We start from the raw sequence: 20,861 nt of genomic DNA, 5'->3' as shown, positions 1-20,861 counted from the left end.
GCGACGAGCGTTGCTGCCAGCACTCGCGGCACCACCAACCGGTGAATCGGATTGATGCCGAGTACACGCATCGCGTCGATCTCTTCACGAATGGTGCGCGAACCGAGGTCAGCGCACATAGCCGTCGCCCCGGCGCCCGAGATCACCAGCACAGTGATGATCGGACCGATATAGAGGACCGCACCCAGTGCAGCGGCGGCGCCGGATGCGTCGGCCGCGCCGATCTCGATGAGGAGCAGGTTGAGGATGAACGCGGTCAACACCACGAATGGGATCGCCATCAGGATGAGCGGTAGGACGGATACCCGCGCAACGAACCAGGTCTGCAGGACGAACTCACGAAACGGGAAGTTCGGCTTGAACATCTGGACCATTGCGTCCATCGACATCGCGAAGAAGTCGCCGACGGACCGCAGCGGCTTGGCTACATCCCACTGCTTGTGTCCTGCCACTAGCGGATCTCCCCATTCCCTTCGGCAGGATTAGCCGCCTTGGCGGTGGCACACTCCATAGGCCGTGAATCCCCTCCGTCAAGCCCGACGCTTTAGCCAGCCCGTGTGATTCAAGGCACAGGCGGCTGACGACAAACCGTACACCACAATTTTCGGCGATAGCAACAACTTGGCGTCAATATAGATACTCATGGCTGAGGTTACCTAGTTGGACAGGTGGTGTTTGCTCAGATCGCGTGCGACAGATCGGGGCCGAACGTCTCACTCGGCGTGCTCGTTGGTGAGCCTCGTTTGGTGGGCCATAAACGATGAGTGTCCGCAGCTCAGCGCTTGATCATCAGCACAGTTGAGGACGCTGCTGCGCTCTTATCTGGCTGGTCACCAAGACCACATACCTTTGATCTGGGCGGCGCCGGCCGGATGGAGTCCGTCGTCATGATTGGCGGCCTATATGTTTGCTGGCCAACCTTGGATGCCGGTTTGCAGATTCCGGCTCCGCCATCCGTAGCAAGAATAACGACAGCCAAATGATTGCTGTTGACCGCTCGATTAATGCGCGTTCGAACTTGTCAGAATGTCGTAATTAGGGAATGGACTTGACCGTTATAGACGGGCGAATGAATTCGATTCTCTTGAATATCGAGTTCGGCCAGGCGACGCCGGCCCAACCCGTGATCGATCACGTACGTCGCGGATCCAGCGCCGGATCAGCTCAGGCCACACCCCACAACGACGCCACGCCAGGCCGTACGCGTCTCGCAACCGCCGTCGCAGGACGGGCGGCCATGGGGCACATATTCGGCTTGGCCCGTTGCCTCAACGGGAGGCCAACGACAAAGAACGCGCGATTCATCACGCATCTCAGAATTGCGCTAAAGATCTATCTATATAGCTAATTGCTTGACGTTGCCAGGTAAATAACCGGCCAAGCGCGGATGTCGTTGGAAAGCACCGGGAGGCGTCGCCTGCTCGGTTGCTGCGGACCGGCGGCATCGGCCAGGCGATCACAGCAACGCCACAGCCTGCACTTTTAGTACACCACGGCCGACGCGGGTCACCCCTGCGGGCATCCCGGCTTGGCGACGCAGCGCTGGTCAGGCGTGCAGGCGTGGCAGGGTCCGAGGGATTTTCTCGGTGTGTTCACCTCATGCCCTGGGCGCGCGTCGCGCGAGATGTACACTCACATATCTTACTAAGTAAGCGATCTGTACCAACTCAGAATGTGGGCGGCATGATGAAGTGGGGATTACCCTGGCCCGGCCAAGAGCTGGCGCAACTGGCCGAGGCTGCGGGGGCGAACGCCTTCTGTGCCGGTGAATTCGCCGATCAAAGCGCTTATGTCACCGCCACCGAGATGGCACACGCCACGTCGACCGCAATGATCGGTCCGGGCATCGCCTACGCCTTCGCCCGTTCCCCGTTCGTACACGCCGCATCCGTCCGGCATCTGTCGAAGCATGCCGCGGGGCGAGTATTTCTCGGCCTCGGAGCGGGCACCTCACGGATGAACCGGGACTGGTTCGGCGTCGACTCCGCCCATCCGGCGCCGCGGATGGCCGAGCTGATCGAGGTGATCAGGGTGTTCTTGCACGCGGAGAACGGCGAGCCCATCAGATATGACGGCGATTTTTACTCCATTGACGCCGACATCCGCGCTCCCGTGTTCGGCCGATTGGACGTGCCGATTCTGATCGGCGCGTTCAACAAGATCATGATCCGCACCGCGGGCCGCGTCGCAGACGGGGTCCTCGGACACGGGCTGTTCACCGACCGCTGGTGGGAGGAGGTCGTCGATCCCGAGCTCGCCCGTGGCGCCGACGGCGCCGGTCGCGAGACAGGCAACCTTCGGCGTTGGGGCTGGTTGATCACAGCGATCGACGATGCCGATCCAAAGCGTGCTGTCACGGAGGCACGCCTGCAGATCGCCTTCTATCTGACCGTGCGGACATACGACTCTCTCGTCGAGTTGCACGGCTGGCAGGACCAAGTCGCCGCGATCCGCGCCGATTTTCGGAACGGGCGCCCGAAGGCCATGGCCGACCACGTCACCGACGACATGTTGTGGGCGGTCGCGATCTGTGGCGACGCGGCCCAAGCCTGCGACATGCTCGCCAACCGCAAGCGGCTACCCGACACGGCGTTCTTCGGTGCGCCGAGCTTCTTGGTCGGCCGCCGCCGACGTGCGGAGTACGACGCGGCCGCCGTTCGACTGGCGTCCGAGCTGCACTGAGGCGCATTGTCATCGCCTGATCCGGCGTCACACATGGTTTACTGAGTAGTACAACTGCCAGCAGGAGGCCACCGTGTCTCGACCCGAACCCCTCGCTCCGATGATCTCACCTAAGACGGCATCTGGCGCCGTGCGATCCCCCAAGACAGCGGAGTTGGTCGCGGGAACATTGCGCCGGATGGTGGTCGAAGGCCAACTCAAGGATGGCGACTTCCTGCCGCACGAGGCAGAACTGATCACGCATTTCCAGGTCAGCCGACCGACGCTGCGCGAGGCGGTTCGATTGTTGGAGTCCGAGAGACTCGTCGAGGTCCGCCGTGGCTCGCGCACGGGTGCCAAAGTTCGGGTGCCGGGCGCCGAGATCGTGGCGCGACCAGCCGGACTCTTGCTTGCGCTGTCGGGCGCAACCCTGGCAGACGTCATGACCGCACGCCTTGCGATCGAACCCGCGGCGGCCAAACTGCTCGCCGAGGACGGCACCGCCGAAGCCCACGAGGAATTGGCCCGCCTAGTCGACGACATTCCCCAAGAATGGCAGGCAGGCAGGCTGGGGCCCGCAACCGCGAACCTGCATCGCCGCATGGTCGAACTATCGGGTAATGCAACGCTGGGGATCATCGCCGGGATGCTTCACGAGATCAGTGAACGACATACTGCGGCAGCCTTTTTGGGCGTCCAAAACGTGGTGCCAAAGACTCAGTACAACAAAGTGGCGAAGTCCTACCACCGATTGGTGGATCTCGTTACGGCCCGTAAGGGCACCGAGGCCGAAACGCATTGGCGCCGCCATATGGAGGCGGCGAGTGCCGCCCTGCTCAAGGGCCACGAGAAGACCAAGGTCCGCGACATCATGGATTGAGGGCGCGACTCCGACGCCACTCCGCCGCTCCTTTGTGATCCAAGTCTCGCTTCCTATGTGAACTCCTGATACTTTGTCATTCGTACGTCGCAAAAGTGCATCAATTGATGTTTGTAATCGCAGGGAGCTCCGTGACTAAGCCACTAGGCGGCATCCGGGTACTCGAAGTTGCGCAATTCACGTTCGTGCCGTCCGCAGGCGCCGTGCTCTCCGATTGGGGCGCAGAGGTGGTGAAGATCGAGCATCCGGTGACCGGTGACGCGCAGCGCGGTCTGGTGAAGGTGCTGGGCCGCGCCGCCACTGCGGAGGGGTCCTCATTCGCGCCGATCATGGAGGCGCCCAACCGCGGCAAGCGCAGTGTCGGTCTCGCGCTCGACAACGACGACGCGCGACCTGTGCTGGAGGAACTCATCCGCCGCAGCGACGTTTTCCTGACCAACTATCTGCCGTCAGTACGCACCAAGCTGCACATCGACGTCGAAGACATCCGTCGGATCAACCCCGACATCATCTACGTCGCAGGCAGCGGATTCGGAATGAACGGACCGGACCGAGACGCCGGCGCCTATGACGCGACGGCGTTCTGGGCGCGCGGCGGCAGCGCCGACGGCGTCACCCCACCGAGCGCCGACACGGTGGCCTTCATGCCGGCCGGGGCCTACGGAGACAACATCGGCGGCCTGGCGATCGCGGGCGGGGTCGCCGCTGCGCTCTACGGTCGGCGCGTCACCGGTGAGCCAGCCGTCCTCGACGTGTCTCTGCTGGCCGTCGGTGCATGGACCACCCAGTTCAGCGTCAACATGGCAATGTTGACGGGCGGACCGCTACCGAAGTTCGAACGCAAGACGCAGGCCCCCGGCAATCCGCTCACCGGGGCCTACCGCACCGCCGACGATCGTTTCGTTCAACTGTCGATGCTGCAGCCGACCCGCTACTGGCCGGAGTTCTGTCGGCTGATGGGGCTGGCTGACTACGCCGAGGACCCGAGGTACACATCGATGGAATCGATGGCCGCCAATGCGGAGGAAGCTTACGAGCTCGTCGCGGAGGCGGTCGGCAAGTTGACGTATGCCGAGTGCAAGGAGGTGCTCGATCGCGGCACTGGACAGTGGGCGCCCGTCCAGGATGCCTGGGAGCTGGCCAACGACGAAGCACTGATCAGCAATGGCCGAATCGCTGAAATCGTTGATGCCGAGGGCAATTCGCAGAAGCTGGTTGCCAGCCCCGTGAAGTTCGGAGATGATCCAATCGCGATGTCACGGGCTCCACAGTTCGCCGAACACACCGACGACGTGCTACGCGAACTGGGCCTGAGCGACGATATGCTCATCGAACTCAAGATCGCAGGTGCGATCACATGAGCGGTCAACCGTGACGGGCGTCGACATCACGTCGATAGACGACGGCACCGTCAAGGACCGGCTGATCCGGGCCGCAGACGCGGAGATCGCCGCACGGGGACTCGCCAGCGTGCAGATGGAAACCATCGCCAAGAGCGCAGGAGTATCTCGTGCCACCGCATTTCGGCAGTTGGGCAGCGTGTCTGAGCTGCTGGTGCAGGTGGCACTGCTGCGGGCCCGTCGGCACGTGGCGGAGGTGCAGAAGCTCATGGCAGGAAAAGTCGGAGCGTTCGCCAGGCTCGAGGCCGCGATGGTCTACACGACGCGCGAACTTCCCACCGATCCGTCGATCGCTGCGCTCATCGCGCAACATTCCGCGTCGGTCCACGACCCCCACGTTCACCGGGTCGCGGTCGACGCCGTGGGACCGGTACTCGAGGAAGGCCGGCGAAACGGCGAGGTGCGCGACGACCTGGAGATCGACGAACTTGTCGACTTTCTGGTCGAGCAGACCTACATCGCGGCGGAGGAGCCGGATCGGTCAGCAAATGAGGTGCGACGGCGCTTCCGCCACTTCATCGTTCCCGCCCTTGCCGCAGTGGGCGGTGCAGGTGGTGAACATGTTTCCCGGACAAGGGAAGTCGAGGATGCGGTGCACACAGCGATCGAGGCACTACACAATCTCTCCGACCAACTACAGCGTGGTCGACCGCAATGATGTTGCCGTAACTGTCAATACAAGATCGGATGGCGGGCCGCCGCCATCGGAAAGGAAGAGCGTGAGTGAGACCCAGCCCATGCAGTGCCCGGTCGAGAAGAACGTCGACCTCAACTCACCGTCGGCCCCAGCCTTGACGCACTTCGGCATGCTGGACGCCACCCAGGATGACCTGCGGCCGGTGTTCCGCAACACGGAGGGACCCGGCTACTGGATGTTCACCGATTACGAAACCATCCTCGATGGCTTACAGCATCCCGACCTCTGGTCGAGCAGCGTCATCGTGCCGTCGGACCCCAACCCGCCCTACAAGTGGATCCCGATCATGATCGATCCCCCCGACCACGCCAAGTGGCGACATGTTCTAGCCGAATACTTCTCCCCCGGGCTGGTCAAGAGCCTGCGTGACGAGCAACATCAGCTCGCCGGCGAAATGATCGACAAGGTTGCGGCGCAAGGCTCTTGCGACTTCGTGACGCAAGTCGCGCGCGTGTTCCCGTCCATCGTGTTCACCCGCCTGATGGGTATGCCGGAAGATCAGCTCGACGAATTCCTGGTGTGGGAGGACAAGATTCTGCACACCACCGGTTCGGACGACGAGGCGAACGCCACCCGGCTCGAAGGCATGATGGCTGTGATGGGTTACTTCTCGGCCCTCGTCGAACAGCGTCGCGCCAACCCCGATCCCGATGCCCACGACATTGTCAGCAATGCCATCCGGTGGGAGATCGACGGCGAGCAGATCAACGACACCGACTTGCTGAATTGTCTGTTGCTGCTGTTCATGGCGGGTCTGGACACCGTGGCGAGCCAGCTGTCGTACACCATGTTGCACTTGGCGACCAATCCTGCCGACCGGGCGCGAATCGTGGAGGATCCAACGATCATTCCCAAAGCGGTTGAGGAACTGGTCAGGGCCTATCCGATCGTGCAGACAGCGCGGAAAGCGACCCGCGACATGGATTTTCACGGCTGCCCTGTGAAAGCAGGCGACATGGCCTCGTTCCCGATGGCTGCGGCGGGCCGTGACGAGAACATGTACACCGACGCGAGAAAAGTCGACTTCGACCGTGGCGTCACCCGCCACCTGTCTTTCGGCGGTGGACCTCACCGCTGCCTTGGTTCACACTTGGCCCGTCAGGAGATGGCAGTGGTGCTCGAGGAGTGGCATCGCCGGATCCCCGCCTACGAGCTGGCCGAGCAGGCCGTCGAGCACGGCGGCCAAGTGTGGGGTCTGAACTCACTCAAGCTGAGATGGGATACCTGAGCGACCCTTGAGCAATGCCCTAGCGAAGTGAATTGACCGCGCGGGCGGTGTCGAGGTCTTCGACGGCGGCACAGGCCCGCCGCCAACCCGCTTCGGCGTTTTCCGGCGCCTGCAGTCCCGGCCACGCGATCGTCATCGCCGTGGCGTCCCACGCTTCGGCGGAGAACAATCTGTACCGTTCGAACGCCTGGTCGCAGGTCGGCACCTCGGGGACTCCGCTCCGGCGCAGACCGTCGAGATAGCGCTCGAGCAGTTCTCGCTCATGGGCGCGGCGCATATCGGTATCAAGACCGGTGATCATCCAGTAGGCGATCTCACGCAGACCCGGACCGTGCCAAATGACCTGCCAGTCAAGCAGACCCGAGCGACCGTCCGGCAGCGAGTAGGTGTTGCCGAGGTGCGAGTCGCCGTGCAGCAGCGTCAATGGGCCCGCCTCGAACTCGAGATAGTAGGCGTCGATGTTCGCAGTCAGCGCGGACGACACGGCATGCACCGCCGGTGTCGCTTCCGCACGATCGAGCTTCAACGCACCGCGCCTGCCGCGTTGGTAGAACCACTTCAATACGGCATTGCCGGGCCGCGCGCTCCATGTCCGGACCCAATTCAGGTCGCCGCCGAACCGAGGCGATTCCCAGAACATGGCGTGCAGTTCGGCGAATGCGTCGACCAGTCCCCTCGCGTGCTCGATCCCGCAGCGATCGACCAGCGCGTATGGCCGCGCACCCTTGGCAACGATGTCGTCGAGCACGATCAGGAACCGCGCTCCCGTCCCCGCGTAGGAGTACCAGGCCTTTGGACACACACCGACAAGCTCGTCGGCCATCTGCTGATAGAACCGGACCTCGTTGTTCGACATCCCCAGCGCGGCAACCATTCCCCTGTTCTTGGCGGTCAATGGACTGCTCTTGACGAAGATGTTGGCAGGCAAGCCGGCCCGTTTACCGACCTCGTTCCATTCCACCGCCAGCCGTTGCCGATCCGTCGTCCCGGTGGTGCCGCCGAGCGACGTCGCCGCCAACGCGACGGCACCGGCAACACGCAACCCGAATCTCGCGGTGAGCCATTCGGCCGTGACGTCCGACGCCTTCGACGGTCCGCGCGTGGGCACCCACGGCGAGGCCGACGCAGCGAGCTCCGCCACTGCGCGCGTGGTTACCAACACATTGCTGAGATTCATCGAGTTGCCTCAGCCCCTGTGGAGTCCAGTGCATGCCCGAGCCCGAGCCCATGGCAGATGTCGGCCAATATCGACCGCAGTTCGCGGAGCCGCCGCGGACCGATGATGTTCTCGATCTCGGCGTTGAGCGCATCGCCGATGACGGCCGCATCGCCGATCAGTGCGACGCCGGTCTCGGTGTAGCGGACGATCTTCGCTCGACCGTCGAGGGGGTCGGGCACCCGCTCGACGTACCCAAGCTCCTCGAGTTCGCTCACCAATTGCCCGACGGCGTTCTTGGAGACGTCCTGAGCCTTCGCGATATCGGTGATACGGCTGCCGTCCCAACCGAGAAAGACCATCAGACGGGCATGTGCGGGACGTAAGCCTTTGTGGCCCAACGCGTGTGCGCGGCTATTGCTGGCACGCACCATCCATTCACCGAATTCGATGGCATGCCGCTGCAGCGAATCCGACTGGAACTCCCGCACCTGCCGCTCGTCGGGGTGGCCGGGACCGGCGGGCTCTGCGCTCACTGTCATCCCTTCATCGGCGGCCGCCCGCACGGTTGACATCACAGCGAATTTTAGTGAAGCTATCTTCACTATATCCCGCGATAACGAGGTCGCCAATGCTTTTCGCCGCCGAGGAACTCATCCCGCCCGCCACCGCGGACCCGTCCGGCGTGTGGTTCTTCAACTGGGGACTCCCGATCGCCGGGAGCATCTTCATCGTGCTGGCGATCGCCGACGTTGTTCGCCGCAGACGTCTCACCTGGGGCTTTCTGTTCCTGTTCAACAGCATCGCCGTGTACTGGATGGAGACGATCGGCGACTGGGGCCAGATGCTCTTCTACAGCCCGACCTTCGCCGAGCACCACCTGCTGGACTGGTTGCCGCTCAAGACTCCGCACGACCCGCTGTTCATGCCGTTTGCCTACGCCGTCTACTGGGGTGTGCACGCACTGCTGGTGTTGTGGCTGAGTCAGTGGGTGTCATCGCGCACGGGGTGGAGCATGCTGAAGTCGATGGTCGTACTGGCCATTCCGGTCAACTACATCTGGGACTTCCTGGTCGAGGGCACGGCAACCGCGATGGGCTGGTGGACCTACGACCCGGGCCTCGGACCTGTGCTCGAATGGGACAGCGGTGGCCGGATCACCCTGCTATGGACCATCGGGGTCATGTGCACCTGGCCCAATTTGATCGCCTACTGGGCCGGCAAACCGCCGATCCGGGGTCTCAACCACCTCGAACGGTTCTGCCGGCTCGACCGCTTCACCGTGCCGAAAAAACCCCTCTCGACCGGTGCGGCTGCCGACGCGGCAGGGCTGGGAAGCCTCGCCGTCGCCACCAAGTCGGTGACCCTGTCCAAGCAGCAGGAGTTCGATGCGTACCTCAACTACGACGTCACGATTCCGCGATGGCGGTTCGAGCTGATGCGGCTGGGCGCCTGGTTCATCGGATTTCAGGTGAGCTTCGCCTTCCTGCTGGTGCTGCCGCTGGTCGCGTTGCGCGCGTTGACTGGTGCCGACAGCCCGTACATCCCATGAGCCGTGAGGACATCACAGAAGTGACTGCACATCCGACAAAGCGAGTGAGCATGAAAGACCTTCCCGCGGAGTTCTTCCTGCCTCCGCAGACGACTGCGGCGCTGTGGAGCGAAACGGCCAAGCTTGTCGGGGGATCCATCGCGTTCATAATGCTGCTCGGCGTCGTCGTTGCTCTCACCCAGGGCATCGTCATCACGCTGTAGCGGCCATCGTCAGCCGAAGTGCATGCGGCGAAGCTCGGCCTTGCGCACCTTGCCCAGCGCCGTACGCGGCAGCTCATCGACGAACACCAGCCGCTCCGGTGTTTTCTGTTTGGCCAGCCCGGCCGCCGCGAAGTGTTCTCGTAGCGTTTCGATGTCAAGTGCCACACCGGGTTTGAGGACGACGACGGCCGCGACCACCTCACCCAGCCGGGCATCGGGAGCTGCCACCGCCGTACCTTCGGCCACCGCAGGGTGGTTATTGAGCACCTCTTCGACCTGACCCGACGAGATCGTTTCGCCGCCGCGGACGATGACATCTTTGATGCGGTCGGTGATGGTCAGCCGGCCGGCCGGATCGACGTGACCGAGATCGCCGGTGCGAAACCAGCCGTCGGCGGTGAAGGCGTCGGCGTTCAGAGCGGCATCGCGGTAACCGACGAACTGCTCGGGCCCTTGGATGACGACCTCGCCGTCGGCGCCCACCGGCGCTTCGATCCCGTCGGGTCCAAGAATGCGCACGGACGAACCGGGCATCGGTTTGCCGTCCGTGGCCAACCGCGCCCACTCGGCTTCACCCGCGTGTTCGCCCGTCACAGTGGGATGCTCGGTGGCGCCATAGGAACGGAACGTGGCGATACCGGCCGCGGCCGCCCGCCTGCCGAGTTCCTCGCTGACTGGTGCTGCACCGACGAGAAACTCGCGCAGCGCGGGCAGCGGGACACCCGTATCAGCCAGATCGAGCAGGTCCTGTAGGTGGATGGGCGCACCCGCAGTAGAGGTGACGCCGTATTCGTGGCCCAGTTCGACCGCGCGGACGGGGTTCCATCCGTCCAAAAACACGGTACGGGTGCCCGACATCATCGGCCGGAACATGTTGCCGACTCCCGCGATGTGTCCCGGCGGAAACGTCACCAGCGACACGTCGTCGGCTGCCCCGGCGATCAGCGCAGGCAGGGTTCGTTGCTCGGCGAGCACGGTGTTGTGGCTGTGCTGTACGCCTTTCGGCGCCGATGTCGTGCCCGACGTGTACAGCAGCAGGCAGACTACGTCGGCGGACACGGATGGTCGCTGATAGTCCCCCGCTGTCTGCACATGCGACCACGCAAGGTATCCGTCGCCCTCCTTGGCGTCGACCACGATGATGTGATGCAGGCTGTCGATGCGCGAAAACTCCGGTATGCGTTGCAAATTGGAGGTTGAGCGGAAGCGTTCGGGCACGATGAGCACCCGTGCGCCGGACTGGGCGAGGATGAACCCGACCTCGGCCACGCCGTAGATGTGAACGATCGGCACCAGCACCGCTCCGCACAGCAAGACGGCCTGGTAGGCGACGGCGCACTCGACCCGGTTGGTCAACTGGACCGCCACGGCATCCCCGGTGCGGGTGCCGAGGCCCTGCAGCGCCGCCGCCAGCGTGCGGGCGCGCTCGTGGATCTCACCGACCGTCGCCGTGTCGACCGCGTCGGCGGTGGCGAATACGACCGGAGTCGACCCGTGTTCGCGTGCGCCGGTTTCAAGCTCGTCCAGGCAGGTCCGGTCGGAGAACCAGCCGTCGCGATACCACCGGTCACGCAATGCGGTGTACTCGAACGGCACCAAACGATGCTATGAGATCGCCGACGCCAATCGCTCGACCGCCAGCGCTCGTCAGGAAATCATCCGCACCGACCGACAAGCGCTACCGTGTCCCCATGACGACGCCTACGCGGCGTTGGGCGAGAACCGACGCCACCCAGCTGCGAATCCTCGACGCGGCGACCGCCGTGTTCAGCGCGCGTGGCTTCTCCGCAGCAACGATGGCTGACATCGTCGAGCATTCAGGCGCCAGCATCGGCAGCATCTACCACCATTTCGGCGGGAAGAAGGAGCTGTTCCTGGCGATCTACGACCGGTTGTCGGCAGACGTCGAGCTCCGCGTTGCCGAAGCCGCCCGTGACGCCACCGAGCTGGACAGCCAGCAGGCATTCGCTGCGCATGTGCGGGCCTACCTGCACGCGATATGGGAGAACCGGCGAGCGGCGATGATGATGGCCTCCGGTGACGTGCCGGTCGACTTCGAAGGACTCCGTCGCAAGAACACACTGGCCTTCTTCCACCGCTGGATGGGTGTGCTGGACGTCGACTCCTCCAAGCGGGGTCAGCTGCTCTCGCGCGTGCTGATCGCGATCATGTCGGAGGCGTCTCTGATGGTCGCGATGTGTGACGACGTCGCCGATGTCCCACCGATAAGCGACGCGACGATCGAGTGGATCGCGCGCCTGAAAGGTTGAGGCACCGGCCCTACGCGTTCGCGGCGGCTTCCTCCAGCTCGGCGATGATGATCTTGCGCATTCCCATCATCGCCTTGTTCGCGGCAGCGGCGCGGGCCGGGTCTGGATCGCTCTGCAGCTCGAACAACCGATCCGGGGTGACCTGCCAACTGAGCCCGAAGCGGTCTTTCAGCCATCCGCACTGCGATTCCTCGCCCCCTTCGACCAGCCGATCCCAGTAGTAGTCGACCTCGTCCTGGTCCTTGCATCCGATCATGAAGGACACGGCCTCGGAGAACTGGAAGTGCGGGCCGCCGTTGATCCCGAGGAACCGGGTGCCGTCCAGCACGAAGACGCCGTACAGCACGTCGCCCGGGTCACCCGACCCGGCGTCGGCGCTCCTGTGGAGTTCCTCGATCGACGAGTTCGGGAAAACGGAGGTGTAGAACTCCGCGGCTTCCTCCAGGTTGTTGTCGAACCAGAGCGAGGTTGTGATGGCCGGCATCGGGTGATTCCTTTCTAGGCGGTTATTGCAATGCAGACCTCCCCGCGCCCCAAAACTCATCTAGTGCGGTCGGCGGCCGCCCAACGCCCGCAGCGCGAAGTCGAGGACGCGGGCTCTGGCGCGCTGCAGTTCTGCCGCATCGCCGGGCGCAGATATCGTCAGCTCACGGCTGACCACCGCGCTGATCGCGACGGCATCCCGGGCGGGATCGGTCAGCGGAAACGACCCGTCGTCGCGGCCGCGCGTTAAGACCCGTGCCAGCGAGCGTTCGCGCGCGGCGTGCAGGCGCTCACGCGTCTCGCGGTAGCCCTTGGCCGCGCGGACTTCATCCGAGTCGATGACGGTGAGATGCATTCGCAGCTGCGGGTCGTAGGCGAGGTCGAACATCATCTCGACCCAGGCTGCGAGCTGCTCGGCCGGACTGCCGGACGATTCGCCCGTGATGCGATCGAGCCGGTCGGCCAGGGCATCGGCCTCCTGCCGCAGCATCGCCAGGAACAACTCGTCCTTCGACGAGAAGTGCCGGTAGAAGGCTCGCGTGGACAGCCCTGCGCGGTCGAGGATCGCGGCGACGGGAATGGGTCCGCTGTGCGGCTCGTACAGGCAGCCGTAAGCGGCGTCGATGATGCCTTGGCGATCATCGGCGTTCGGTGACGTTGGCTGCACGAGCGCAGAGTCTAGGGACAGGGGTGTTCCGGAGTTAGCCCACCGTCTGCCAACGGCCGTATCGCCCTGGGTAACGTGATCGCGGGGATAGGTCGAGAGGACGTCCGTGAGCGCTGGCCAAAGCGAGTTGCAGACAGTGAAGTTTCGGGGTGCCGACGGCCTCACTCTCATCGCAGATGAGTGGAATCGGGCAACTTCGACGGGACCGTCGGTGCTGTTCCTGCACGGTGGTGGGCAGAACCGCTACTCGTGGAAGAACACGTGCCAGGTACTCGCCGATCAAGGTCTGCACGTGGTCGCGCTCGACTCTCGAGGCCACGGCGACAGCGACCGCGCGCCCGACGCGAACTACTCCGTCGACGCGCTGTGCACCGACACGCACGCGGTGCTCGACCAGATCGGTCGGCCGACGATCCTGATCGGGGCGAGCATGGGCGGGATGACGGCGATGCCTGTCGCCCACGAAGCCGGACCGGAGAAGGTGACGAAGCTGGTCCTCGTAGACGTCGTGCCGCGGTACGAGAAGGACGGAAGCGCCCGTATTCGCGACTTCATGGCCAGCGGTCTGAACGGCTTCGAATCACTGGACGACGCCGCGCAAGCCGTCGCGTCGTATCTGCCGTATCGAACAAAGCCACGCAGTCCCGAGGGGCTGAAGAAGAACCTGCGGCTGCGTGACGGACGCTGGTTCTGGCATTGGGATCCGGCGTTTCTGACCGTTCCCGCCGACGACAAGTTCGTTCGGGTGGCGAAGCTGGAACATGCCGTCATGGCCTTGACCATCCCGATCCTGCTGATCAGGGGCAGGCTGTCCGACGTGGTGAGCGAGGAGGGTGTCAAAGACTTCCTGGAGAAGGTGCCCGATGCCGAGTTTGTCGAGCTCTCGGGCGCCGGGCACACAGCCGCAGGCGACGACAACGACGCGTTCAGCGAAGTCGTGGTCCAGTTCGTCAACCGGTGAGTACCCCACGCCGCACTGTCGGATTCAACTTCCTCGAAGAGCCTGAGCTGCCCGGCCCTCAGGTCACCGAAGCGCAGGCCGAGGAGATCCTCGCGCAGCACTACGGCGTGACGGCGCGAGCCAAACTGCTTGGCAGCAACCAGGATTGCAACTTCATCGTCTACGACGCCAACGATCACATCCTCGGCGTGCTCAAGATCGCCAATCCGGCTTTCAACGCGACGGAATTGGAAGCCCAGGACGCCGCGGCAGACCTGATCGCCGAGGCGGAGCCGTCGCTGCGCGTCGCTGCGCCGCTGCCCAACCTGGCGGGTGAAAAATGCACGGTGATAACGGGATTGCTGGACAAGACCGCCTACGTCCGGCTGCTGCGTTATCTGCCCGGCGGCACGCTGCTCGACTCCGGCTACCTTCCGCCCGCGGCGGTAGCGGGTCTCGGCGAAGTGGCGGGTCGCGTCAGTCTCGCGCTGGCCGACTTCAGCCATCCCGGGCTCGACCGGGCCCTGCAGTGGGATCTGCAATACGGCGCCGACGTTGTGGCGCAACTGCTTCCCCACGTCACCGACTCCACGCAACGCGCGAAGGTCGCCGAGGCCGCGTCAAGCGCGTGGTCGCGGATATCCCCACTCGCCGAGCGCCTACCGCGGCAGGCAACACATCTGGATCTGACGGACGCCAACGTCGTCGTGACCCGCAGTGCGGCCGGGGCGCACCCTGACGGCGTCATCGACTTCGGCGACCTGTCGCACTCCTGGGCGGTGTCGGAGTTGGCGATCGCGGTGTCATCGGTGCTCGGCCACGCGGGCAGCGATCCGACGTCGATCCTTCCGGGAGTGCGGGCATTTCACGCCGTCCGGCCGTTGAGCGCGGAGGAGGCCGACGTCCTGTGGCCGCTGCTGGTGCTGCGCACCGCGGTGCTAATCGTCAGCGGCGCGCAGCAGGCCGCCCTGGACCCCGGCAACGCCTACGTCACCGAGCAGACCGACGGCGAGATACGAATGTTCGAGCAGGCGTCATCAATCCCGGTCGACGTGATGACCGCACTGATCAAGGCCGACCTCGGGCTGGCGGCTGAGCCCGATCGCGTCGTCGTCGACACCCCGCTCATCGGCGGCATCGACCCGGCCGGCGTGGTGACCCTGGACCTGTCTTCGCAATCCGACGGGTACGACTCGGCGTTCGTGCCCGGTGGCTGGCTGCGCACCGACGTGGAGGACGAACTCGCACGGGCGGCAATCGCTGACGGCGCCGCACTGGTGGTCACCCGCTTCGGCCAGCCCCGACTGAGCCGGGCCACGCCGCTGAGCCAGGACAGTCCCGACGTGGTGCCGACCGGCATCAACATCTGGTCTGATGTCGACGCCCGCGCCGTCGCGCCGTGGGACGGCGACGTGGTCGACGGCAGTGCGGGCAGCGTCGCCCTTCGAGGCGGCGAATACGAGCTGACCCTGTCCGGCGTCACCCCGCTGCCTGGGCCGGGCACCCGGGTTCGCGCCGGTGACCCGCTCGCCGAGGTCGCGTCGGGCCGGTGGGCCGAAGTCAGCGTGCGACCTGTCGGTGCACCACCCGCGCCGACACTGACGACCGCCGAACTGTCGAGGGGCTGGCTGGCGCTCAGCCGCGACCCGCGCCAAGTGCTCGGCCTGCCCGATATGCCAGACACCCATCGCGCCGATGATCTGCTGGCCCGTCGGAACGAGAGCTTTGCGCCGGTACAGGAGCACTACTACGCCAAACCGCCACAGATCGAGCGGGGTTGGCGCCACCACCTGATGTCCACGGCGGGCCGGTGCTACCTCGACATGGTCAACAACGTCACTGTGTTGGGCCACGCCCATCCGCGGGTCGCCGAGACCGCGGCCAGGCAGCTGCGCAGGCTGAACACGAACTCACGCTTCAACTACGAGGCGGTGGTCGAATTCAGCGAGCGCCTCGCCGCGATGCTGCCCGAACCGCTGGACACCGTGTTTCTGGTCAATTCTGGTTCGGAGGCAAGCGATTTGGCGCTGCGGCTCGCGATGGCGGCTACGGGCCGACGCGATCTCGTCGCGGTGCGCGAGGCATACCATGGATGGACGTATGCCACCGACGCCGTCTCCACGTCGATGGCCGACAATCCGAATGCGCTTGCCACCCGCCCGGATTGGGTGCATACGGTGGAATCCCCGAACAGCTTCCGCGGTAAGTTCCGCGGCGCCGACGCCGGCCGGTACGCGGCGGAGGCGGTCGCCCAGATCGAGGGCCTGACCGCCGACGGCCGCGCACCCGCTGCTTTCATCGCGGAGCCGGTGTACGGCAATGCGGGTGGCATGGCGCTGCCCGACCGGTATCTGGAGCAGGTGTACGCCGCGATGCGCGCCTGCGGCGGACTGGCCATCGCGGACGAGGTGCAGGTCGCCTACGGCAGGCTCGGCAACTGGTTCTGGGGGTTCGAACAGCAGAACGTCGTCCCCGACATCGTGTCGGTCGCGAAGTCGACCGGCAACGGGTCGCCGCTCGGCGCGGTGATCACCAGCCGCGCGATCGCCGACCGGTTTTCCAGCCAGGGTTATTTCTTCTCGTCCACCGGCGGTAGCCCGCTGTCCTGCGCGATCGGCATCACCGTCCTGGACGCGCTCCGCGACGAGGGGCTGCAGCAGAACGCCGCGCGGGTGGGCGCCCACCTGAAGACGAGATTGCAGGCGCTGCAGGACAACCATGCGATCATCGGCACCGTGCACGGCGTCGGTTTGTACCTGGGCGTCGAGATGGTCCGCGACAGGGACACCCTCGAACCGGCCGTCGAGGAGACGGCGGCGATCTGCGACCGCATGCTCGAACTCGGTGTGGTGATCCAGCCGACCGGCGATCAGATGAACATCCTCAAGACCAAGCCGCCGCTGTGTATCGACACCGAAGCGGCCGACTTCTACGTCGACGCGCTGGACCGCGTGCTCACCGAAGGGTTCTAGCGGTCACCTTCTCATCGCGAGCAGACGCAAAAGTACCCGTAAAGGGTTGGAAAATGGGCTATTTGCGTCTGCTCGCGCCAGCCGGCTCTGGGTTCTCGTCCGATGCCGATCGCGAGGCCTGGCGCATCACCGGCGGCTGGAACCGAGGCGGCAGGGCGCGAACGATGGCGCCGAGTAGCAGGACCGAGCAAATCGCGATCATGACGATGACGACACCCGGCAACGCCGGGACGAGCCCGTCGACGAGCATGAAGACGCCGAAGACGAGGAACGCAGCCGCCGCGACGATCTGAATGAGCCGCTCGGGCAGATGCTTGCCCGCGATCGCGCCGACCAGGATGGCCAATGCGTCGGCGGCGACCATGCCGAGCGTCGAACCGATCCACACCCCCACCCAGTCGTTGTCCGCCGCGAGGGTGACCGTCGCAAGCATGGTCTTGTCGCCCAGCTCGGCGAGCAGAAACGCAGACGTGACCGCGAGAAACGCGGGTGCGGTGGAGCGCTGAGCCTTGGTTGCCTCGTCATCGCTGAGCCGGTCACCGCGCAGCGTCCACAGCCCGAACAGCACAAATGCCACCCCAGCCAGGATGCCGAGCAGGTGCGTGGGCAGTGCAGCGCCCAGGTAGTGGCCGACCGCGACGGAGATGAGGTGAACCGCAGTGGTCGCGACGGTGATGCCACCGAGCACCACCCACCACCGATGCCGCAGCGCAAACGTCATCGCCATCAGCTGCGACTTGTCCCCGAGCTCTGCGACGAAGATGACGGCGAAGCTCAACAGCACGGCGGCGAACACGCACGACTCCCTGTTCTGTGTGGCTGCCGCTCGGAGAAAGTCAGTTCCTCCGGCCGGCACCCGATTCGGTGTATACGGCCGAAGGTCTCGCCCACCGGCCGTTACGCCGGTCCAGGTAACCGGGCTGTGCGGTGTGACCCGCGGCACCAGTATGTCGATTACCTGATTGGGGGCTACTCCCCTTCGCTGTTAGCCATGCTACGCATACCTGTCCGCGCTTGCAACTCGACGCGGACGAGATCGCCTCTCGCACAATAATTTTGAGCTACCGGTAAGAATAGTTCGGGTACCCTGATTCGGTCGCGAGTGTTGCCGCAACGGCGATATGGGCGACGTCAATCCGTTGCGGCCGGACCCTTTCGGATGATGGCGGCCAGTTCCTCACGTGAATTGGCGCCGACGCGCTGACATGCGCGGTACAGGTGTCCCTCCACGCTGCGGACCGACATGTACAGCTTTTTCGCGATGTCCTTATTGGACATTCCCGCGACGGCCAGCTCGACGATTTCGCGCTGCCGCTCAGTCAGCGGATGACCGGTCGGGCTGCGCAATGCGGGGGTGCTCAGGCCACCGCATTCATTGGACAACCCCTGCGCGATCGCGGCGGCATACAGCCGGCGTCTGCGCTGCTGGCTATGCGAGAAGGCCACCGCCGCCTGCGCCGCCGCATCGGCGGCAGCCGCCCGGTCACCCAGCGCCCGATAGTCGTTGGACGCCAGCAACAGGCCCTCGCCGTCCTTGGCGGTGAGCGATTCGGCATGGCGCGCTACGGCATCCGCCAACGGCAGAGACAGCTCGCCCGCGAGCTCGCGGGCCCGGTCCGACATGGTGGAATCGCCCCACTGCGCTGCCACCTGCAGGCAGATCAGTTCATGGGTTGGCTGACCACGGTCGCGTGCCTTCGCCGCGGCGTCGCGGACGGTCGTCACCGCGTCGGACAGGTATCCGCCCGCCGCCAGCGCCCATCCGGTCGCGATCGCGAGGGCGGTGTGCATGTACACGTAGTTGTCCGGCACGTTGGCCCGCGCCTCTTCCAGTGCTGCGTTCGCTTCCGCCGACTCGCCGAGCTTGGCGTGCGCCTCGGTCAGTGCGAAGCAGGTCGCGGGCCGCAAGCCCGTTGTGATGCCGTGATGCTCAACGCCGGCGAGTGCCTCGTGCAGGAGCTTGACCGCTCCGGGCAGCTGCCCACGCATCAGGTCGGACTGGCCGAGCAGGAAGACCAGGTTGGCGTAGGCGAGCCCGGGTACGTCGTTCACGGAGTCGGCCATCTGCTTCGCAACTTTCGCGCAGTCGTCGATGCGCCCGGTCAATCTGCACGCGCGGGCGAAGACGCCGCCGAACCAGAATCGCAGTGGTGCCGTTTGGAAGGACGTCGACGCACGGTCGAGCGCACGGTCGGCGACGGCCGCCAGCTCGTCGCCGCGACCGAGCGCACCGAGAGACATCACCAACGCGAACGACGCCATCATCGCGTGAAAGTCTCCGAGTTGCTCCGAATTCAATGCAGCGGTGGCTTTTTCGGCTGCCGACTGGCAACGGCCGTACACCGCGTCGACACACGCCTCCACCGCTGTCCGCGAGGCGGCTTGGTTCGGCGACTCCGGGCCTTCACTGAGACCCTCGAGGATGGCCGCCGCGTCGGCAGGCCTACCGAGTATCCAGATCAGGTTCGCAGCACGCACCGTCGACCATCGGTGCGCGTCCTCGTTGCCGTCGGCGGTGATCTCCTTGAGCAACTTCTCGGCGTCGTCGCCGCGACCATGCAACACCAGGCTCATCACCTGAACGCCGGGCGCTTCGCCCGCCCCCGCCGATACCGCGGCGGCGGCGAATCGGTCCGCCATGTCGAGATCCAGCAGCGTCATCGCGAAACGTGCGGCCTCGACGAAGAGTTCAGGATCGGGTGACAGGTCCGACTCGAGCGTGAGAAGGGCGCGCCGCACGGTCGACTGCATGTCGGCGTCGGGCTTCTTGGCCAGTCCCTGGGCCAGCTTGCCCCGAATCCGGGACAGGTACATCTCCCCGGCCCCGGCCCGCCGGAGTTCTCCGAAAAGCGGGTGTGCCAATCGCGCCATGCGCTCGTTACCGGAGCGCTCCACGGTTACCAGTCGCATCTGCTCCGTGGCCTCAAGATCGGCGCGATCGGCCACCTCGCACAGGACATCGACCGCCAGCGGCTCACATTGCGACAACGTGTCGACAACGAGTGCCATGCCGTCGGACAGCTCACCCAATTGGCGGCCGACCATATCGGTGATGTTCTGGGACACCGCAACCCGCTCGTCCCACATCCACACCCCGGCGACCTGCCGCATCCGTCCCGCTGTGATCTGATCCGTCAGGAGCTGCCGCAGGAACAAGGCGTTGCCCCCGGTGAGCCTCCAGAACCGCTGCGCGCTGCGGGCATCGACCGCTCCGTCGAGAGTCGACTCGATAAGGCTGCGCGTTCCGGCTTCCGATAGCGGTGCGAGATCCAGCCTGGCCAGCAGGCCGTCCTTCCACAACGCGGTAACGGCGTCGGGTTCGGCCTCGCCGGTGCGCACGGTGACGACCAGCCGTGGACCGCGCGTCTGGGCGAGTTGGTGCACGACGTGCGCCGACAGGCCGTCGAGCAGGTGCGCGTCGTCCACGCCGATCAGCACCTTGCCCTGACGTTGCTGTGCAACAAAGGAATTGATGAGGCGGCCGACATCAGGCATCGACCCAGAGGCCGTCTCGGCGATGGAACCCGTGAACGCGCCGAGCGGCAGTGGGCGGGCGGACTCGGTGCCGGTGATCCAGTTCGTCCGCTCGCCTGCGGCCTGTGCGCGGGCCACCACCTCTCGAGCAAGGCGGGTCTTGCCGACGCCCGCCGCGCCGCAGATGACGACGCCGCAGTAATTGCCCGCTCCGCTCAACGCACGACGAATCACGCCCAGTTCGCTGTCGCGCCCTGTCAGCAGATCGCCGGTCATTT

The 20,861-nt window shown here is 65.0% G+C and carries 18 protein-coding genes; 10 read left to right on the top strand and 8 right to left on the bottom strand.

Features of this window, described 5'->3' with window-relative positions; all coding sequences use genetic code 11:
- Positions 1-389 (bottom strand): MlaE family ABC transporter permease (locus tag QOJ24_RS20665; protein WP_526264625.1); only part of this gene is annotated, 389 nt, incomplete at its 3' end.
- 1,297 nt (positions 390-1,686) lie between these two features.
- On the opposite strand from QOJ24_RS20665, the gene QOJ24_RS20660 reads away from it, so the two are divergent.
- From QOJ24_RS20660 to QOJ24_RS20640, 5 genes are all read left to right on the top strand, one after another.
- Positions 1,687-2,682: an LLM class flavin-dependent oxidoreductase gene (locus tag QOJ24_RS20660; protein ID WP_526264623.1), complete on the top strand. Its 996-nt coding sequence runs from the start codon at positions 1,687-1,689 to the stop codon at positions 2,680-2,682.
- A 73-nt stretch (positions 2,683-2,755) separates the two neighbouring features.
- A complete protein-coding gene (locus tag QOJ24_RS20655) occupies positions 2,756-3,541 on the top strand; it encodes a FadR/GntR family transcriptional regulator (protein WP_526264615.1) in 786 nt (261 codons plus the stop codon).
- Between the two features lie 131 nt (positions 3,542-3,672).
- Positions 3,673-4,902: a CaiB/BaiF CoA transferase family protein gene (locus tag QOJ24_RS20650; RefSeq protein WP_526264613.1), complete on the top strand. Its 1,230-nt coding sequence runs from the start codon at positions 3,673-3,675 to the stop codon at positions 4,900-4,902.
- Between the two features lie 10 nt (positions 4,903-4,912).
- Positions 4,913-5,599 (top strand): TetR/AcrR family transcriptional regulator, encoded by a 687-nt coding sequence (locus QOJ24_RS20645; protein WP_526264611.1) that lies wholly within the window; start codon positions 4,913-4,915, stop codon positions 5,597-5,599.
- A 79-nt stretch (positions 5,600-5,678) separates the two neighbouring features.
- On the top strand, positions 5,679-6,866 hold the full coding sequence (locus QOJ24_RS20640; protein ID WP_526264621.1) for a cytochrome P450: 1,188 nt from the start codon (positions 5,679-5,681) through the stop codon (positions 6,864-6,866).
- A gap of 19 nt (positions 6,867-6,885) precedes the next feature.
- Here the strand turns inward: QOJ24_RS20640 and QOJ24_RS20635 are convergent, their stop codons facing one another.
- Both QOJ24_RS20635 and QOJ24_RS20630 read right to left on the bottom strand, forming a co-directional pair.
- On the bottom strand, positions 6,886-8,043 hold the full coding sequence (locus QOJ24_RS20635) for a phosphotransferase (RefSeq protein WP_526264610.1): 1,158 nt from the start codon (positions 8,041-8,043) through the stop codon (positions 6,886-6,888).
- Positions 8,040-8,597: a MarR family winged helix-turn-helix transcriptional regulator gene (locus tag QOJ24_RS20630; protein ID WP_526264608.1), complete on the bottom strand. Its 558-nt coding sequence runs from the start codon at positions 8,595-8,597 to the stop codon at positions 8,040-8,042. The genes QOJ24_RS20635 and QOJ24_RS20630 overlap by 4 nt, the downstream gene beginning before the upstream one ends.
- Before the next feature lie 56 nt (positions 8,598-8,653).
- Here QOJ24_RS20630 and QOJ24_RS20625 point away from each other — a divergent pair, with 56 nt between their 5' ends.
- On the top strand, positions 8,654-9,574 hold the full coding sequence (locus tag QOJ24_RS20625) for a spirocyclase AveC family protein (RefSeq protein WP_526264606.1): 921 nt from the start codon (positions 8,654-8,656) through the stop codon (positions 9,572-9,574).
- 50 nt (positions 9,575-9,624) lie between these two features.
- A complete protein-coding gene (locus tag QOJ24_RS20620; protein ID WP_526264604.1) occupies positions 9,625-9,777 on the top strand; it encodes a DUF7156 family protein in 153 nt (50 codons plus the stop codon).
- A 9-nt stretch (positions 9,778-9,786) separates the two neighbouring features.
- Here QOJ24_RS20620 and QOJ24_RS20615 read toward each other — a convergent pair whose 3' ends face one another.
- Entirely contained in the window at positions 9,787-11,373 is a 1,587-nt protein-coding gene (locus tag QOJ24_RS20615) for an AMP-binding protein (RefSeq protein WP_526264602.1), read from the bottom strand.
- A 95-nt stretch (positions 11,374-11,468) separates the two neighbouring features.
- Between QOJ24_RS20615 and QOJ24_RS20610 the strand changes: the two genes are divergently transcribed.
- Positions 11,469-12,047: a TetR/AcrR family transcriptional regulator gene (locus QOJ24_RS20610; RefSeq protein WP_526264601.1), complete on the top strand. Its 579-nt coding sequence runs from the start codon at positions 11,469-11,471 to the stop codon at positions 12,045-12,047.
- 10 nt (positions 12,048-12,057) lie between these two features.
- On the opposite strand, the gene QOJ24_RS20605 is transcribed toward QOJ24_RS20610, so the two are convergent.
- A complete protein-coding gene (locus QOJ24_RS20605) occupies positions 12,058-12,531 on the bottom strand; it encodes a VOC family protein (RefSeq protein ID WP_526264599.1) in 474 nt (157 codons plus the stop codon).
- 60 nt (positions 12,532-12,591) lie between these two features.
- Positions 12,592-13,197, bottom strand: a complete 606-nt coding sequence (locus QOJ24_RS20600; protein ID WP_526264597.1) for a TetR/AcrR family transcriptional regulator — start codon at positions 13,195-13,197, stop codon at positions 12,592-12,594.
- A 106-nt stretch (positions 13,198-13,303) separates the two neighbouring features.
- On the opposite strand from QOJ24_RS20600, the gene QOJ24_RS20595 reads away from it, so the two are divergent.
- The gene (locus QOJ24_RS20595) at positions 13,304-14,158 is read left to right on the top strand and encodes an alpha/beta fold hydrolase (RefSeq protein WP_526264595.1); all 855 of its coding nucleotides are present in this window, start codon (positions 13,304-13,306) and stop codon (positions 14,156-14,158) included.
- Positions 14,155-17,109 (top strand): aminotransferase, encoded by a 2,955-nt coding sequence (locus QOJ24_RS20590; protein WP_526264593.1) that lies wholly within the window; start codon positions 14,155-14,157, stop codon positions 17,107-17,109. The genes QOJ24_RS20595 and QOJ24_RS20590 overlap by 4 nt, the downstream gene beginning before the upstream one ends.
- Before the next feature lie 58 nt (positions 17,110-17,167).
- Here the strand turns inward: QOJ24_RS20590 and QOJ24_RS20585 are convergent, their stop codons facing one another.
- Positions 17,168-17,905: a TMEM165/GDT1 family protein gene (locus QOJ24_RS20585; protein WP_526264591.1), complete on the bottom strand. Its 738-nt coding sequence runs from the start codon at positions 17,903-17,905 to the stop codon at positions 17,168-17,170.
- Between the two features lie 335 nt (positions 17,906-18,240).
- Positions 18,241-20,859: a helix-turn-helix transcriptional regulator gene (locus QOJ24_RS20580; protein WP_526264589.1), complete on the bottom strand. Its 2,619-nt coding sequence runs from the start codon at positions 20,857-20,859 to the stop codon at positions 18,241-18,243.
- Positions 20,860-20,861: the final 2 nt, after the last annotated feature.

The organism is Mycobacterium sp., assembly GCF_032159775.1.
In the GTDB taxonomy this organism is placed as follows: Bacteria; Actinomycetota; Actinomycetes; order Mycobacteriales; family Mycobacteriaceae; genus Mycobacterium.
Note: the sequence above shows the minus strand (reverse complement) of the source record. Positions and strands in the feature narration are given on the sequence as shown.

What these genes read in the sequence shown, in the direction of transcription:
- QOJ24_RS20620 (WP_526264604.1), top strand. Translation starts at nt 9,625, where the DNA reads ATGAAAGACCTTCCCGCGGAGTTCTTCCTGCCTCCGCAGACGACTGCG.
- QOJ24_RS20635 (WP_526264610.1), bottom strand. Translation starts at nt 8,043, where the DNA reads ATGAATCTCAGCAATGTGTTGGTAACCACGCGCGCAGTGGCGGAGCTC.
- QOJ24_RS20605 (WP_526264599.1), bottom strand. Translation starts at nt 12,531, where the DNA reads ATGCCGGCCATCACAACCTCGCTCTGGTTCGACAACAACCTGGAGGAA.
- QOJ24_RS20640 (WP_526264621.1), top strand. Translation starts at nt 5,679, where the DNA reads ATGCAGTGCCCGGTCGAGAAGAACGTCGACCTCAACTCACCGTCGGCC.
- QOJ24_RS20610 (WP_526264601.1), top strand. Translation starts at nt 11,469, where the DNA reads ATGACGACGCCTACGCGGCGTTGGGCGAGAACCGACGCCACCCAGCTG.
- QOJ24_RS20580 (WP_526264589.1), bottom strand. Translation starts at nt 20,859, where the DNA reads ATGACCGGCGATCTGCTGACAGGGCGCGACAGCGAACTGGGCGTGATT.
- QOJ24_RS20660 (WP_526264623.1), top strand. Translation starts at nt 1,687, where the DNA reads ATGAAGTGGGGATTACCCTGGCCCGGCCAAGAGCTGGCGCAACTGGCC.
- QOJ24_RS20625 (WP_526264606.1), top strand. Translation starts at nt 8,654, where the DNA reads ATGCTTTTCGCCGCCGAGGAACTCATCCCGCCCGCCACCGCGGACCCG.
- QOJ24_RS20630 (WP_526264608.1), bottom strand. Translation starts at nt 8,597, where the DNA reads ATGTCAACCGTGCGGGCGGCCGCCGATGAAGGGATGACAGTGAGCGCA.